The sequence below is a fragment of the Neorhizobium sp. 2083 genome (genome assembly GCF_031455615.1).
Taxonomy (GTDB): Bacteria; Pseudomonadota; Alphaproteobacteria; order Rhizobiales; family Rhizobiaceae; genus Neorhizobium.
The window spans coordinates 549,478-564,707 of sequence record NZ_JAVDTC010000004.1 but is presented as its reverse complement, the minus strand read 5'-3'; the positions used below and the strand labels follow the sequence as shown (position 1 = coordinate 564,707).

The following is a 15,230-nucleotide window of genomic DNA, read 5'->3' as shown; positions in this document are numbered from 1 at the left end:
AGAAGCCGGTTCCTCGAAAGTGCCGCGCATGCACCCTTCCACACCTGAAAATCCGCTGAAGGGCATGGCCATCATGGCCGCCTGCATGGCCATCCTGCCGCTGATGGATGCCATCGCCAAATACATGGCGACCTTCGAGGCGATGTCGCCCGGCCAGGTGACCTTCTACCGGTTCTTTTTCCAGCTCGTCTGCATCCTGCCGTTCGTCGTTTTCACGGGCGCCGCCATCTTCCGGCCGAAGCGCCCCTGGATGAACCTGCTGCGCGGCGTGCTGCATGCGGCGGCCAGCCTGATGTTCTTCGCGGCGGTCAAATACATGCCGCTCGCCGATGTCTTCGCCATCTATTTCGTCGAGCCCTTCATGCTCACCATGATGTCGGCGATCTTCCTGCGCGAAAGGGTCGGCTGGCGGCGGTGGCTTGCGATCGTCGTCGGTTTCGGCGGCGCGATGATCGTCATCCAGCCGAGCTATGCGATCTTCGGCTGGACGGCGCTGCTGCCGGTCGCCTGCGCCTTCCTGTTTTCGCTCTACCTCTTCCTCAACCGCGCGATCGGCGAGGCCGATTCGCCGCTCGTCATGCAGACCATGGCCGGCGTCGGCGGCACGCTGTTCATGGCGGCGGCCCTGGTGATCGGCGATGGCGCAGGGGCCGAGGATTTCGCGCCCTCGCTTCCCGCCTCCTGGCTCGGCCTCGTCCTGCTGATGCTGCTCGGTTCGATCTCCGGTTATATCCATCTGCTCGTGGTGCGCGCCTTCCGGCTGGCGCCGTTGTCGCTGCTCGCGCCGTTCCAGTATTTCGAGATCATCTCGGCGACGGTGCTCGGGTACGCCCTGTTCGGCGATTTTCCGACCGCCTCCAAATGGCTCGGCATCGCCATCATCGTTGCCTCCGGCCTGTTCATCATCTGGCGGGAGCGTTCCAGATCGAAACAGCTCGAAGCGGTTTGACCGTTCCGTTGTCCACCGGTTAACCGCGCTTGTTGTCCAGCCCTCAACTTCTCTCGTTTATCACCATATTCAGTTTCATGATGAAACGGAGAAAAGAAGATGAGCGGATTCCGCTTTTCTTTTCCGGCATGTGTCATCGCCGGGAAGGGTCGGATCATGGCCGACGATATTTTGATGCTGCGCAAATACGCGTTTCCGGACGGCATTCGCACCTCCGAAGATGCGCTCGCCCTTTTTGCGCTGAATGATTCCTGTCCCGAACACAGCCCCGAATGGTCGATCTATTTCGTCGAAAGCCTGGCGGCATATCTCGTGCGCGGCGCCACGCCGACGGGACGTATCGACGACGCGAAGGCCGGCTGGCTGATGCGCACGATCGCCGCCGACGGAGCCGTTCATTCGGCGCTCGAGCTCGAACTGCTGCTGCATGCCATGGAAGTCGCGTCCGAAGTGCCGGAGAGCCTCTCGGCCTTTGCGCTCGACCAGGTCCGCCTGGCCCTCGAGCCCGACCCGCGGGGCGCCTATCATGCCGCCCGCCCGGCCTCGGCCGGCATCACCGCCTTTGACCTCGCCTATATCTGGCGCGTATTGCGCGGAGCGATGGAGCGTGGCCGGCTGATGCTCTCGCCGCTCGAAGCGCTGGTCCTGCGCGAGATCGACGAACTGGCCGACCGTGACGCCCATCACCCCGCCTGGCGGGAGATGATCGCGGCGGTGGTCACCTATGAAAGGCCGAGAGAGGTGCTGCGTTCCGGTCCCTGGCTGGTGACCGATGCCGGACATCGCCTGACGGAAGAGGTGGCGGCCTGACGATCCACCGGGTCCCCCCGCGCCCCACCACATCGCTCGGCTGTTCATTCGCATTTTAGCGACTGGCTAAACCGCGTGGAAAATCAATCGGCCTAAAGGTGTCTGTGATGATCGGCCAATGCCAGGCCGACAGGCTCCGGAGGCCGACATGACGCCCATTGTTTCAGCCATACTGCTGCTGACGATCAATCTCGGCCTTCTCTGGCTGCTGATGGCCGCACCCGTCGGCCGCCGCACCATCATGCTGCATCGGAGATTCGAAATCTCCCCGGATCGCCTCTGGAGAGCCTTTCATCCGGGTGGCGAGGAGGCGAGCTGGAATCCCTCGGTTCTCTCCTCCGGGCCGGAGCAGGACCACGGTGGCGTCGAGATCGCCTACAGCCATCCAGACCGCCACGGCGCGCCGATCAGGCGTGTCTTCAAGGTGGAGGAGAGCGTCGATCGCTTCAGCCACAGCTACGAGAGCCGGTCGCGCGTGATCGACGATACGGTGCTCGACATTTCCTTCTGGCGCGATTTCGAGGAATACCGTGCGGTCTCGGCGGAGAGAGGCGGCTCGACCCTGATCCTGGCGCAGACGGACACCTATCGCGGCCTGGGCGTCTACCTGTTTCGCTACTTCATGATCCGCCGCGAGCTTTCGTCGCTGACGGCCTGGCTCGAGAGCGGCCGGCCGAAGGCGGGCGGCATGATCGAGCACCCCGTCACCCAGATATGTCTGGCCGTCCTTTCCACGATTCTGCTCTGGCCGTTTTTCGGGCTTACCGCCGCCGGCCTGACGATCTCGGTCATCCTCACCCTGGTCATCGTGCTGCACGAGCTCGGCCACATGGCGGCCTACCGCGCCTTCGGGCACGAAAGGGTCAGGATGATCTTCGTGCCGCTGCTCGGCGGTCTGGCAATCGGCGGACGCCCCTATAAGAGCCGCTTCGAAGTGGCAACCTGCGCGTTGATGGGCGCGGGCATGTCGGCATTCCTGGTTCCGGTTGTGGTTTCCGGTTATGAACTGGCGAACAGCCGCGTGCTGCCGGTGGCGCTGCGGGAACCGGCCCTGGTCTTCCTGCTGGTATTGGGCGCCTTCAACCTTCTCAATCTCCTGCCCATGTACCGTTTCGACGGCGGAAGGGTGCTGAGACAGATCTTCCCGACCCGCAGCCTGCTCGTCGCCGGCAGTTTCGGCATCACGCTGCTGATGCTCTGGGTCGGTTACCGCATCGGGCTGTCGTCCACGGCCCTGATCGCGGCGCTCGCCGTCTTCACGCTGATGAGCCTGATCGGCTTCTCGTCGGTCAAACCGCGCGAAAGCCTGGACCCCATGCATCCCGGCGAGCGGCTGATGGCCGGCCTCGGTCTCTATGCCGCGGTCGCCATCCATTCCTACGGTCTCGTCTATGCCTGCGACCGCCTGTTCGGATGACCGGCCGGGCTATCCCGGAGATTGGCGTCTCCACCCATTGACATCGATGCTTCAAGCGGCTCCAAAGGTGACATGAAGACAGAAAACCCGCCACTTCCATCCGGCTATTCCGCCGTCCCGCCCGGCAAGATCGCGACCGTCGTGACCTGCCTCGAAATGCACGGCCGCCCGCGCAGGAAAACCTCGCCGGCGCCGGACACGCTGGTGCTGGAACACTGGCAGTCTCCCGCACCCGACGAATACCGCGCCCTGTTCCGCGCCGTCGGTGAGAACTGGATGTGGGTCTCGCGCCTGGTGATGGGCGACGACGAGCTTGCCGCGGTGCTCAACGATCCGCAGGTCGAAATTTACGTGCTGCTCGACGGCGGCCGTCGCATCGGCCTCCTGGAGCTCGATTTCCGGGAAGAGGGCGAATGCGAGCTCGTCTATTTCGGATTGGTCTCCGGCGCGATCGGCAAAGGCGCCGGCCGCTTCCTGATGAACTGGGCGATCGAGAAGGCCTGGGCCCATCCGATCCGCCGTTTCTGGGTGCATACCTGTCATTTCGACCACCCCGCCGCCATGCAGTTCTACCAGCGGTCCGGGTTCACGCCCTATGCCCTGATGGTCGAGGTTCTGGACGATCCGCGCCTGACCGGCCAGATGCCGCGCACGGCGTCCCCGCACGTGCCCCTGATCGGTCCCTGATCCGCCGACCGAAATGCGACCGGGAACGGCTCGTTCCGGCTTGAGCCGGCCCCCTCGCCTGTGCAAAGGTCGCGGCGAATCTGTAAAGCCTCAAGGGAGAACATCATGGATGTCCGCGCCGCCGTCGCCGTTCAGGCCGGCAAACCGCTCGAAGTCATGACCGTGCAGCTCGAAGGTCCCCGTGCCGGCGAAGTGCTGATCGAGGTGAAGGCGACCGGTATCTGCCACACCGATGACTTCACGCTCTCGGGCGCCGACCCCGAAGGCCTTTTCCCGGCGATCCTCGGCCATGAAGGTGCAGGCATCGTCGTCGATGTCGGTCCCGGCGTCACCTCGGTCAGGAAGGGCGACCACGTCATTCCGCTCTACACGCCGGAATGCCGCGAATGCCCGTCCTGCCTGTCGCGCAAGACCAACCTGTGCACCGCGATCCGCTCCACCCAGGGGCAAGGCCTGATGCCGGACGGCACCTCGCGCTTCTCGATCGGCAAGGACAAGATCCACCACTACATGGGCTGCTCGACCTTCGCGAACTACACGGTCCTGCCGGAGATCGCGGTCGCCAAGATCAACCCCGACGCCCCCTTCGACAAGGTCTGCTATATCGGCTGCGGGGTGACGACCGGCATCGGCGCGGTCATCAACACCGCCAAGGTGGAGATCGGCGCAACCGCGATCGTCTTCGGTCTCGGCGGCATCGGTCTGAACGTCATCCAGGGGCTGCGGCTTGCCGGCGCCGACATGATCATCGGCGTGGACCTCAACAACGACAAGAAGGCCTGGGGCGAACGCTTCGGCATGACCCATTTCGTCAACCCGAAGGAAGTCGACGGCGACATCGTGCCTTACCTCGTCAACCTGACGAAGCGCGGCGCCGACCAGATCGGTGGCGCCGACTATACGTTCGATTGCACCGGCAATACCAAGGTCATGCGCCAGGCGCTGGAGAGCTCGCATCGCGGCTGGGGCAAGTCGGTCGTCATCGGCGTTGCCGGCGCCGGCCAGGAAATCGCCACCCGCCCCTTCCAGCTCGTCACCGGCCGCACCTGGATGGGCACGGCCTTCGGCGGCGCCCGCGGCCGCACCGACGTGCCGAAGATCGTCGACTGGTACATGGAGGGCAAGATCGAGATCGATCCGATGATCACCCACACCATGCCGCTCGAAGACATCAACAAGGGTTTCGAGCTGATGCATGGCGGCGAATCGATTCGCAGCGTAGTGATCTATTGAGGGCGGTTCCGGTGCTTTCCGGAAACGCGCTTCATTGCTGCGAATAAGTCCAGGTTCAACTCCGATCAATGGGGATGCAGAAGATGTACAAATTCGAAATCTACAAGGACAAGGCCGGCGAATACCGTTTCCGCTTCAAGGCTCCGAACGGTCAGGCCATGTTCTCGTCCGAAGGTTATTCGGCCAAGGCTTCCGCCGTGTCGGCCATTGAATCCATCAAGAAGAACGTACCCGGCGCAACGGTCGACGACCAGACGACCTCTGTGGCCTGATACCGTTTTCCGCGCGCAGCCCGCTGGGTCGGGCTGCGCTGCCCACCTCTCCGGCACGTCACCGATCTACCGGGTGCCAGAGGCTTCCATTCGTCAGGAGACGGCAATGCGGAAACGGATGGTGATGATTGCCCCGATGGTTGCCGGCCTGTCGCTGGTTTTTCCCGCCGTTGCTTCAGCGGACCCGACAGGCAATTTCAGCGTCGTCGGCGACAACCCGGATACCGGCAAGCAATATGCCGGCACCGTCAAGGTCACGCGTTCCGGCGAAACCTATGAGGTCGTCTGGGATATCGCCGGAAGCCGGTCCGTCGGCACCGGTCTTGGCGCGAAATTCGTCGGCGACAACAGGTTCCGAGTCGGTCCCGCAAGCCGCGACGATATCGCCCTTTCGGTCGGATATACGTCCGACAACAGCTCTTTCGGGATCGCCATGTATTTCGAGCAGCCCGACGGAACCTGGAAGGGCGTTTGGACTTACAACGGCTCGAAGAAGGCCATCACTGAGGTCTGGACCCGCAGATGAGCGCGGGCTGATCGGGAATTCCGGATGATTTATGTCGATGCCGATGCCTGTCCGGTCAAGCCGGAGATCCTGAAAGTCGCGGAACGCCACGGCCTGGAAGTGACCTTCGTCGCCAATTCCGGGCTTCGCCCGTCGCGCGACCCGATGGTGCACAACGTCATCGTCTCGGCGGGCTTCGATGCCGCCGACAACTGGATCGCCGAACGCGCCGGAGCCTCCGACATCGTCGTCACGGCCGACGTGCCGCTGGCCGTGCGTTGTGTTGCCGCCGGCGCGCAGGTTACCGGCCCGACCGGCCGCGTCTTCGACGAAACCAATATCGGCATGGCGAGCGCCATGCGCGACCTCGGCCAGCATCTGCGGGAAACCGGCGAGAGCAAGGGCTACAATGCCGCCTTTTCGCCGCGCGACCGGTCGAAATTCCTGGAAACGCTGGACAGGCTGTGCCGCCGCGCCAAGTCAACCCAGTGAGCGATCGGAAACGCGGATGGCGAGCCCCTGGCACAGACTGAACTATCGCAGGCATGGACCGTTCTTCGCCGGCACGATCGCCTCGCTGGCCTGCCTGCCGTTCCTGATCGTCTATGTGCCGGAACTTTCCGCCGGCATCGCGGTCGTCGTCTTCTTCCTGATCTATCTGGTCATGATGGCCGTGCGCATTCCGAAACTCGATGGCGCCACGCTGCGCAGCAAGGGACAGAACGACGACGAACCGGCGCCGGTGATCCTCGCGGTGACCTTGCTTGCGGTCGCCGCCGCCGTCGTTTCGCTGTTCGAGGCATTGAACCGCTCGCAACCGGCGGGCCTTGCCGCCGTCTCCCTCGCCTTCGCTTCGGTCGTGCTCGGCTGGCTGACGATCCACACCATGTTCGCCATGCATTACGCCCATCTGTTCTGGCGGCCCGACGAACAGGCGCAGGAGAACGAGGCGCGGCGCGGCGGCCTCGACTTCCCCGAGACGGACGAACCCGGCGCCTTCGATTTCCTGTATTTTTCCTTCGTCATCGGCATGACCGCCCAGACCTCGGACGTCCAGATCACCACGACCGCCATGCGCCGCATCAACCTGCTGCATGCGGTCGTGTCCTTCTTTTTCAACACCGTCCTTGTCGCCGCGGCCGTCAACGCCGTCGTGTCGATGGGCAACTGACATCTATCCAAGGAGCAGCGATGAAGGTCCTTTCCCAGAACACCGCTTTCGGCGGCATGCAGGGCGTGTTCATGCACCCGTCCGAAGCCTGCAGATGCGAGATGACCTTTGCCGTCTTCGTGCCCCCGCAGGCGATCAAGGCGCCCTGCCCGGTCGTCTGGTATCTCTCCGGCCTGACCTGCACCCATGCGAACGTCATGGAAAAAGGTGAATACCGGCGCATGGCCGCCGAACTCGGCCTCATCATCGTCTGCCCGGATACCAGCCCGCGCGGCAACGACGTGCCCGACGAACTCACCAACTGGCAGATGGGCAAGGGCGCCGGCTTCTATCTCGACGCCACGGAAAAGCCCTGGGCCGAAAACTACCAGATGTACACCTACATCACCGAGGAACTGCCGAACTTCGTCAGCCAGCATTTTCGCATGGACATGGACCGCCAGGGCATTTTCGGCCATTCCATGGGCGGCCACGGCGCCATGACGATCGCGCTGAAGAACCCGGAGCGGTTCAGGAGCTGCTCCGCCTTCGCCCCGATCGTCGAACCCTCGACCGCCGACTGGTCGGCCCCCGCCTTTGAAAAATACCTCGGTCCCGACCGCACGGCCTGGCGCCAATACGATGCCTGCGCATTGGTCAAGGATGGCGCCCGCTTCCCGGAATTCCTGATCGACCAGGGCAAGGCGGACGGCTTTCTGGAAAACGGCCTGCGCCCCTGGCTGTTCGAGGAGGCGGCGAAGGGAACCGGCATCGACGTGACGCTGCGCCTGCACGAGCGCTACGACCACTCGTATTATTTCATCTCGACCTTCATGGACGATCACCTGCGCTGGCATGCGCAGAGGCTTGCCTGACCCTCACTGAAACAGCGCGGTTGCCATGGTCGGGCGCCGTGTCCCGTCGAGACGGAATTCGCTGGAGATGCGGTCGGCGATCTTTTCGGCGAGATCGCGGTCGGCCGTGTCCCCGTCCAGCAGGAAGATCGACGTCTTGAACGTTCCCTTGGCGATCGGCTCGCCGGTATTGACCGAGATCGCCTGCACCGTCACCTTCGCCTCGCGCCGGCTGCCGATCAGCATCGGCAGATGCGACATCTCGTCGATGCGCACCGAGATGATCGTCCGCGGCAGGGCGATCGATCGGGTAGTCGCGCGGATCGCCTCGTCGACCAGCATGTCGGTCGCGATCACCAGCCCCTTCGGCACGTCCGGCCGAGCGGTCACGAAGGCGCCGCGCACGTCATAGAGAAGTTTTTCCTGCGCCGTGCTTGCCTGTTCCAAACGGAACGACATCAGCGGCAGGGCCGTCAGCACAATAAGACAGAAACGAAACAGACGACGGAACATGAAGGAACCCGCAAAACGGCACCTTCCGATGTTCCAACGAACAGGGTTAGAGAACGATTAAGCCTGAGGCTTCAACGCAAGAAAAGTTTCGGTCGCCGCCCGCATTTCCTCGAGCCGCTTGGCCCGGCGATGTTCGGCCTCGGCATCCGTGCCCCAGTGCTCGTTGGTCCAGTCCTCGTCGAGATGGGCAAGCGCCCAGGCCTCGTCGGCGGTAAGCCGGCCCTCTGCGAAGGCAAGCGCCAGCAGTGCCGAACCGGTCAGCGTCGTTACCGTGTGCAGCACCGCGAGTTCGATCGGCGTGTCGTATTTCTTCAGCGTCACCGCAAAGGCGGCGGTCGCCTCCTTCGGCTGTTCCTGCGGCATCACGCCCTCGATCAGGATGAAGCGTGCGCCGAGTTCGTTCGCCGCCCAGTCGACGATCGGATCCCAGAGGTCGTTCTGGCGCGCCACCAGGTTTTCCGGCCCTTCGGCGCGGTAGCACAACATGTCGCTCGAGGAGAACCGCAGGATGTCCTCGAACACCGCCTGGGGATCTGCCGCGATGCCGTCGATCGCCGTGTTGACGAGCCGGGTCACCGGCATGGTGCCGGGATCGATCACATCCACCTGGCTCGCCCATTCGTCGCGGATCAGTTCGGCGAGCCGCGCCGTCGGCGCCACGAGGCCGTTCTTGGCAGGCGTCCTGACCGGGCGGCCGTCGAGGTGGATCGCATGGCCGCCCTCGCCTTCGGCAACCGAGACCTGGCTGTAGAAGCGTTTCGGCAGCGGCTTCTGCATCTGGATCTGCGCCCGCCGCGTCGGATCGGCATGGCTCAGCGCTTCGGATGGATCGGGAAACATGTCACGCATGGAAATAAACCTCAGCCGATATGGCTCAGCAATTCGCTCGGATGATGGACGATCACGTCGGCTCCGGCCTTGTTGAGATCGTCCACCGAGGCATAACCCCAGGAAACGCCGATCGCCGTGGCGCCGGCCGCCTTCGCCATCTGCATATCGTAAATGGCGTCGCCGATGACAAGGGTCGCGGAAGGTTCGATGCCCGTCTGGTCGCAGCATTCGGTCACCATGGCCGGATGCGGCTTCGACGGACAGTCGTCGGCGGTGCGCGACACGACGAAATACCTGTCGAAACCGTGCGTCTCCATGACCAGCTTCAGCCCACGCCGGGATTTTCCGGTGACGGCGCCGATCAGCAGGTCGTCGCGCGGCCCGATCGTATCAATTACCTGCCGGATCCCGTCGAACAACGGCTCCTTGAAATCGAGATCCTGGCGCACCACGACAAACAGCGTCTTGTAATAGGCCATCATCTCGACGGCTTCCTCGTCCGCATGCGGCTTGCCCTGCATGCGGGCAATCGCGATGTCGAGCGTCAGCCCGATGATCGCCTTGGTGTCTTCCACCCTGGGCTCCGGCTTGCCGAAATGGGCAAAGGTGCGGCGCATGGTTTCGTGGATCAGGCCGGCGCTGTCGACCAGCGTGCCGTCGCAATCGAAAAGGACCAGTTTCATTTGGTTTCAGATGCTTTCAGGGCAAGGTATTGGCGAAGAATTTCGGTATGTTCGCGAACAGCGGCCGTATTCTCTTTGACGGCAGCGCTATTGTCATCACCCACCTTTTTGATCTCGCGCCGCGCGCGAAAAGAAAGAAACAGGAAAGCGAAAAGCGCGATAAATATTATAGCGTAAATAGGATCCATAGGTTCTGATTACCTCAATCGTCGTCTCTCGCGCCGTTTTCCATGTCGAACCCGAGCAGGTTCCAGCTCTGCACCATGTGCGGCGGCAAAGGCGCCGTGATCTTCAGGCGCCCGCCATTCGGATGCGGAATGTCGATATGCCGCGCGTGCAGGTGCAGCCGCTTCTGGATGCCGCCGGGGAAATCCCAGTTCGGATCGTCGATGAAATATTTCGGATCGCCGATGATCGGGTGGCCGATATGCAATGCGTGGACGCGCAGCTGGTGGGTGCGGCCGGTATAGGGCTCCATTTCCAGCCAGGCGAGCGACTGCGCCGCCGTCTCCAGAACGCGGTAGTAGGAGACCGCGTGGTCGGCCCCCTCCTCGCCATGCTTGGCGATCCGCATCCGGTCGCCATCCGGCGTCTGCTCCTTGACCAGCCAGGTGGAAATCTTGTCCTCGTGCTTGCGCGGCACGCCTCTCACCAGCGACCAATAGGTCTTCTTGGTGTCCCGTTCGCGAAAGGCGGCCGTCAGCTTCTGGGCAGCACCCCGGGTGCGAGCGATCACCAGCACGCCGGACGTATCGCGGTCGAGCCGGTGGACCAGCCGCGGCTTTTCGCCCTTCGGGCTGATCCAGCTGTCGAGCATCTGGTCTATATGACGCGCCACGCCCGATCCGCCCTGCACCGCAAGGCCGGCCGGCTTGTTGAGCACGATCACCTTCTCGTCCTCGTGCAGCACCATGCGCGACAGGAGTTCGAAATCGCTGGAATGCTTGAGATCCCTGCCGGCGATCGGCCCCGTCTTCTTGGCGTCGACCTCCATCGGCGGAATGCGCACCGTCTGTCCCGGCTGCACGCGGGCGTCGGATTTCACCCGCCCGCCGTCGACCCGCACCTGGCCGGAGCGCAGCAGTTTCTGCAGCGGCCCGAAGCCGAGGCCCGGATAATGGATCTTGAACCATCGGTCGAGCCGCATGCCCGCCTCGTCCGCCTCGACGCGGATATGCTCGATGCCTGCCATCAAAGCTCTTTCATCTATCTGTGATCAGCCCTGCCCTTTAGAGCATTGCCCGCCCGAGCGCCAGCCCGCCGAACACGGCGCCGAGCGAGATCGCCACGCTCGCCACGATATAGGTCACCCCGACCAGGGTAGCGCCCTTTTCGAGGAGCGACACGACATCAAGCGAAAAGGCGGAAAATGTCGTGAAGCCGCCGAGAAAACCGGTGACGATCAGAAGCCGCATCTCGGGCGACGCATCGAACCGCCGGACGATCAGCTCGGCGAGAAAGCCGATCGCGAACGAGCCGACGACATTGACGGCAAGCGTTCCCCAGGGAAAGGCCGGCCCCCAAAGGCGCAGCGCCCAGAGCCCGACCAGATAGCGGCAGACGGAGCCGATCGCTCCGCCGACGGCGACGAGAAGCAAGTTGTTCATGGCGCTTTTTCTAGGACAAAACCGGAAATCGTCAAATCGATAAAATGCCGACGTTTTGTTTAAACGGGAACAAATCAGGGCCGACGTAATTATCATAATCTGAGAAAAGATTGTGAACGGCGCAATGACACAACTGGTCAGCATATCGGCGAACACCGCCGCCATCGCCATAGAAGCTCTGAAGCCGGGCCGGCGCCTGTCCATCAAGGATCAGGTCAGGGACATCAAGGCCGATTCCGACCGCAACGTCCGTCGCGCCGAGAATGCCGGCGACCCGGGCGATACCGAATTCATGATCCCCGCCACCACCGTCTCGATCGATGTGCTGACGACCGAGCAGCAGCATCATCCGCAGGCAACCTTTTCGCAGGCGCAATCGGCCTATCGCGCTCTGGACGACTGATCTTATTCACGCCGCCACGGACCTTATATTCCCCCGCCCGCTCCCCGAGCGGGCTTTTGCGTTGCGGTGGTAGTCGATGAAATCCGCGGCCGGGAGCGGTTTCGAGAACAGCCAGCCCTGGCCGAAATTGACGTCGTGAGCCTTCAGGTAGTCGGCCTGCTCCTCGGTCTCCACGCCTTCCGCGACGATCTGCAGGTCGAGCGTCTTCGCCATCTCGATGATATGGGCGGTGACCGAGCTGGTGGCGCTGTTGCGGCCGATCGTATCGATGAACGACTTGTCGATCTTCAGCGCATCCATCGGCAAGCCCTGCAGATATTGCAGGCTCGAATATCCCGTTCCGAAATCGTCGATCGCCACCAGATGGCCGCGTTCCCGGGCGCGGGTCAGCGTCGCCCGCGCCGCGTCGATATCGATGAAGCCGCGTTCGGTCGCCTCCAGCCAGATCTGCCCCGGCGCGATCTCGGTCCTGGCAAGCTTTTCGTCGACGACGTCGAGAATGCGCCCGGAGGTCACATCGACCGCCGAAAGGTTGACGGCGATGTGCAGGGACCGTTCCGCCCGCAAAAGCCCGCCGAGATCGGCGACGATCGCTTCGACGACCTGGTCGGTGATCGGCAGGATGAGCCCGCTCTCCTCGGCAAGCGGAATGAACAGGTCCGGGCGCACCAGCGATCCGTCCGGCCGCCGCCAGCGCACCAGGGCTTCCGCGCCGACGCAGATGCCGGTCTTGAGCTCGACGATCGGCTGGTAATGGACGATGAATTCGCGTTTGCGCACCGCGATCGCCAGTTCACCGAGCGGTGACAGCCGTTTTTTGGAAAGCCAGATCACAACGCCGACGATGAAGATGGCGATGAAGGCACCAACCGGCATCAGCAGGAACTGTTCGTCCCGAAGCCTGCCGGCAAGGTTGGAACGGGGCTCCATGGCGATCGCGATCAACCCCTTGTCGCGTGCCACCGCGTAGAGCGCCGAAGACGTCATGCCGTTCCTCGGCTCGTCGATCAGTGAGTTGACGAGGTCCTTCTCCGGCGAATTGAGTTCGTTGAGCAGCATGCCCTGCCGGTTGGCAAGCGCCAGCGAAATGTCGGCATCCACCAGAATGTCGACGAAACGGGCCGGATCGACCAGCACGTTGTACGGGCCATAATGCAGCCCCATCATCGGATTTCCCATGCTGACCGCCGGCTGCACGCGGGTGGCGACTTCCACGCCGTCGGGCGTCATGTAATCGATCCACGGTCGCTCGACCTTGCGTTCCTCGATCCCCCAGGACGTGCATTTCAGCAAGCCGTTCTCGAAATAACCGACCTCCTTGACCGAGGGCGTATTGAAGGCGATCACCCGCATGCGGGCGATATGCTGGTCCGAGCACGGCACCAGACGCGGATAGGCAAGCGAATCGAGCGCGGCGCGCGCGTCCTCGAACGTCCGGCTCGCGCGCATGATCGTCTGCTGCGCGATCCGTTCGAGATTGTTCTGCTGTTTCTCGACCGTGATGACCCACGAAATATAGACCATCGCGGCAATCGGTATGATCGCCCCAAGCAGGCCGAGGAAAACGGCCGCCGCAATCACCCGAGAACGTCGCAGTTCCATTGCCGAAACCTTTGATGAGAGGTCTTGGCGCCATTCATCGCGGACTTCTGTTAAGATTCATTGATACAACTCGATCAGGTTGTATCGAAGTGATTTCTAAAACCCTCCCGGTTGTCGCAACGGGCGGCAAACCGGCCGGTTTCCTAAGTCCGTTTGCTTGCAAACCGGAGTGGAAGCCCGTCGAAGGCCTTGATTTCCTTGAGAACGAAGGTCGTCTGCATCTCCTTGATGCGTGGCAACCGCCGCAGCGTCGACATGGCAAAATCCGCATAGGCATCAAGATCGGGTGAGACGACCTGCAACAGGAAATCCGCGTCGCCCGCAATGCTGTAGCATGCGACCACCTCGTCGAGGCCGATCACTTCGGCGGCAAACGCTTCCGCTTCTTCCTCGCTATGGCTGTCGATCTTGACGCGGATGAAGGCGAGCACGCCGAGGCCGATCGCCTTTCGGTCCAGCACCGCCTTGTATCCCTGGATGACGCCCGTCTCCTCGAGATGCCGCACACGCCGCCAGCTCGGGGAGGTCGAAAGCCCGATCTTGTCGGCCAGCGCCTGATTGGTCAGCCGGCCGTCATCCTGAAGCGATTCCAGGATCCGTATATCCGCCGCTTCGAGATCGTCTGCCATCGCATTTTTCCTGGTTTCTGCAAATTTTCGGTAGATCCTACCGAAAACGACGCCAAACCGAAAGAGAAAGGCAGGAATGACCAGCCGATCCGCAATAGGATCGGCCCCTTCCTCCACAACGAATGTTACTCATGACCGACGACATCCGCCTTACCATCATCGTCAACCCTGCCTTGCCGCTCGGCCTCGTCGCCAATACGGTCGGCGCCATCTCGATTGGCCTCGGTGCACGCATGCCCGCACTTGCCGCCCGAAGGCTCACCGATCGCGAAAGCCGAACGATCGACATCAGTTCCACCCTGCCGGTCCCGATCCTGCAGGCTGAGCCTGATACGATCCGCGCCTTGATGCTGAAGGCGCTGATACCGCCGCAGGACGGCGCGATCGTCCCCTTTCCGGCTTTTGCCAGATCGCTGCACGACTATCGGGATTACGAGGCCGCCTTCCCCGGCCGCGATCTGGCCGAGGAGGAGATCGACGGCCTCGGCATCGCCGGCCCTTCGAAATGGATAAGGTCGCTGACCGGCAGCCTCAAACTGCTGAGGTAGGGACGAAGAGCCCGCTCGAACAAGCGGGCGCTGTCACAGTCACTTGTGTTCGTGGCCGCCCGGTCCCGCCGCCTCGACCGGAAGCGTGAGGTCCACCTTGCCGGCCTTCTCGAAGGTCAGCGTCACCGGCACCTGGCTGCCCTGCTTGAAGGGTTCCTTGACCTTCATGAACATCAGGTGCAGCCCGCCCGGCGTCAGTTCGACGGTCTTGCCCGCCGGGATGGCTATGCCGGTATCGAGCTTGCGCATTTTCATCACTTGGCCCTGCATGGCCATCTCGTGCATCTCCACGGTGCCTGCCGCCGGCGACGAGACCGAGACCAGCATGTCGTCGGATTTGCCGCCGTTCTTGATGGTCAGGTAGCCGCCGCCGACCGGCTGGCCGGGCAGCATGGCCTTGGTGAAGGCGCTGGTAATTTCCAGGTCGCCAACCTTGGCGGGCGCATCATGGGCGGCCGTCGCACCGGCAAGAATGATGCCGGTCGCGGCGAAAATGCCGAGGAAAGCGAGTTTGGTGAAGGTCTTCATGGAATATCC

At 62.8% G+C, this 15,230-nt stretch carries 21 protein-coding genes; 12 read left to right on the top strand and 9 right to left on the bottom strand.

All coding sequences use genetic code 11. The annotated features are described in order from the left end of the window. Window positions 1-28 precede the first annotated feature (28 nt). The 10 genes from J2X76_RS18970 to fghA all read left to right on the top strand — a co-directional run bounded on the left by J2X76_RS18970 (window position 29) and on the right by fghA (window position 7,898). Window positions 29-949 (top strand): DMT family transporter, encoded by a 921-nt coding sequence (locus J2X76_RS18970; protein WP_310218819.1) that lies wholly within the window; start codon window positions 29-31, stop codon window positions 947-949. A gap of 156 nt (window positions 950-1,105) precedes the next feature. Beyond that, a complete protein-coding gene (locus tag J2X76_RS18965; RefSeq protein WP_310218818.1) occupies window positions 1,106-1,759 on the top strand; it encodes a hypothetical protein in 654 nt (217 codons plus the stop codon). Between the two features lie 148 nt (window positions 1,760-1,907). After that, window positions 1,908-3,176, top strand: a complete 1,269-nt coding sequence (locus J2X76_RS18960; protein WP_310218817.1) for a hypothetical protein — start codon at window positions 1,908-1,910, stop codon at window positions 3,174-3,176. Between the two features lie 72 nt (window positions 3,177-3,248). Continuing rightward, entirely contained in the window at window positions 3,249-3,863 is a 615-nt protein-coding gene (locus J2X76_RS18955; protein WP_310218816.1) for a GNAT family N-acetyltransferase, read from the top strand. Between the two features lie 105 nt (window positions 3,864-3,968). Beyond that, window positions 3,969-5,096, top strand: coding sequence for an S-(hydroxymethyl)glutathione dehydrogenase/class III alcohol dehydrogenase (locus tag J2X76_RS18950; RefSeq protein WP_310218815.1), 1,128 nt, complete (start codon window positions 3,969-3,971; stop codon window positions 5,094-5,096). An 83-nt stretch (window positions 5,097-5,179) separates the two neighbouring features. After that, window positions 5,180-5,368 (top strand): YegP family protein, encoded by a 189-nt coding sequence (locus J2X76_RS18945; RefSeq protein WP_113130811.1) that lies wholly within the window; start codon window positions 5,180-5,182, stop codon window positions 5,366-5,368. Between the two features lie 106 nt (window positions 5,369-5,474). Continuing rightward, complete coding sequence (locus J2X76_RS18940) at window positions 5,475-5,894, top strand: hypothetical protein (protein ID WP_310218814.1); 420 nt, start codon at window positions 5,475-5,477, stop codon at window positions 5,892-5,894. A 24-nt stretch (window positions 5,895-5,918) separates the two neighbouring features. Beyond that, on the top strand, window positions 5,919-6,365 hold the full coding sequence (locus J2X76_RS18935; RefSeq protein ID WP_310218813.1) for a YaiI/YqxD family protein: 447 nt from the start codon (window positions 5,919-5,921) through the stop codon (window positions 6,363-6,365). 16 nt (window positions 6,366-6,381) lie between these two features. Then, on the top strand, window positions 6,382-7,044 hold the full coding sequence (locus J2X76_RS18930; RefSeq protein WP_310218811.1) for a DUF1345 domain-containing protein: 663 nt from the start codon (window positions 6,382-6,384) through the stop codon (window positions 7,042-7,044). Window positions 7,045-7,064: 20 nt separating this feature from the next. After that, window positions 7,065-7,898, top strand: a complete 834-nt coding sequence (gene fghA, locus J2X76_RS18925) for an S-formylglutathione hydrolase (RefSeq protein WP_310218809.1) — start codon at window positions 7,065-7,067, stop codon at window positions 7,896-7,898. A gap of 3 nt (window positions 7,899-7,901) precedes the next feature. On the opposite strand, the gene J2X76_RS18920 is transcribed toward fghA, so the two are convergent. From J2X76_RS18920 to crcB, 6 genes are read right to left on the bottom strand one after another with little or no spacing between them, the layout of a single operon-like run. Further along, on the bottom strand, window positions 7,902-8,390 hold the full coding sequence (locus J2X76_RS18920; protein WP_310218807.1) for a hypothetical protein: 489 nt from the start codon (window positions 8,388-8,390) through the stop codon (window positions 7,902-7,904). 57 nt (window positions 8,391-8,447) lie between these two features. After that, window positions 8,448-9,239 (bottom strand): ATP12 family chaperone protein, encoded by a 792-nt coding sequence (locus J2X76_RS18915; RefSeq protein ID WP_113130806.1) that lies wholly within the window; start codon window positions 9,237-9,239, stop codon window positions 8,448-8,450. Between the two features lie 11 nt (window positions 9,240-9,250). Further along, window positions 9,251-9,904 carry an HAD-IA family hydrolase gene (locus tag J2X76_RS18910; protein WP_310218806.1) on the bottom strand — a complete coding sequence of 218 codons (654 nt, stop codon included), beginning with the start codon at window positions 9,902-9,904 and terminating at the stop codon, window positions 9,251-9,253. Further along, a complete protein-coding gene (locus J2X76_RS18905) occupies window positions 9,901-10,092 on the bottom strand; it encodes a hypothetical protein (RefSeq protein WP_310218805.1) in 192 nt (63 codons plus the stop codon). The genes J2X76_RS18910 and J2X76_RS18905 overlap by 4 nt, the downstream gene beginning before the upstream one ends. A 14-nt stretch (window positions 10,093-10,106) precedes the next feature. Further along, entirely contained in the window at window positions 10,107-11,096 is a 990-nt protein-coding gene (locus J2X76_RS18900; protein WP_310218804.1) for an RluA family pseudouridine synthase, read from the bottom strand. Between the two features lie 37 nt (window positions 11,097-11,133). Beyond that, window positions 11,134-11,511: a fluoride efflux transporter CrcB gene (gene crcB, locus J2X76_RS18895; protein ID WP_113130803.1), complete on the bottom strand. Its 378-nt coding sequence runs from the start codon at window positions 11,509-11,511 to the stop codon at window positions 11,134-11,136. A gap of 124 nt (window positions 11,512-11,635) precedes the next feature. Between crcB and J2X76_RS18890 the strand changes: the two genes are divergently transcribed. Continuing rightward, window positions 11,636-11,914: a hypothetical protein gene (locus J2X76_RS18890; protein ID WP_310218803.1), complete on the top strand. Its 279-nt coding sequence runs from the start codon at window positions 11,636-11,638 to the stop codon at window positions 11,912-11,914. A gap of 6 nt (window positions 11,915-11,920) precedes the next feature. On the opposite strand, the gene J2X76_RS18885 is transcribed toward J2X76_RS18890, so the two are convergent. Further along, the gene (locus J2X76_RS18885; protein WP_310218802.1) at window positions 11,921-13,516 is read right to left on the bottom strand and encodes an EAL domain-containing protein; all 1,596 of its coding nucleotides are present in this window, start codon (window positions 13,514-13,516) and stop codon (window positions 11,921-11,923) included. A 143-nt stretch (window positions 13,517-13,659) separates the two neighbouring features. Continuing rightward, window positions 13,660-14,145 carry an Lrp/AsnC family transcriptional regulator gene (locus J2X76_RS18880; protein ID WP_113130928.1) on the bottom strand — a complete coding sequence of 162 codons (486 nt, stop codon included), beginning with the start codon at window positions 14,143-14,145 and terminating at the stop codon, window positions 13,660-13,662. Between the two features lie 131 nt (window positions 14,146-14,276). On the opposite strand from J2X76_RS18880, the gene J2X76_RS18875 reads away from it, so the two are divergent. Next, window positions 14,277-14,693 (top strand): DUF2000 domain-containing protein, encoded by a 417-nt coding sequence (locus J2X76_RS18875; RefSeq protein ID WP_113130927.1) that lies wholly within the window; start codon window positions 14,277-14,279, stop codon window positions 14,691-14,693. Window positions 14,694-14,732: 39 nt separating this feature from the next. Here J2X76_RS18875 and J2X76_RS18870 read toward each other — a convergent pair whose 3' ends face one another. Next, on the bottom strand, window positions 14,733-15,221 hold the full coding sequence (locus J2X76_RS18870; protein WP_113130926.1) for a copper chaperone PCu(A)C: 489 nt from the start codon (window positions 15,219-15,221) through the stop codon (window positions 14,733-14,735). Between the last annotated feature and the right edge of the window lie 9 nt (window positions 15,222-15,230).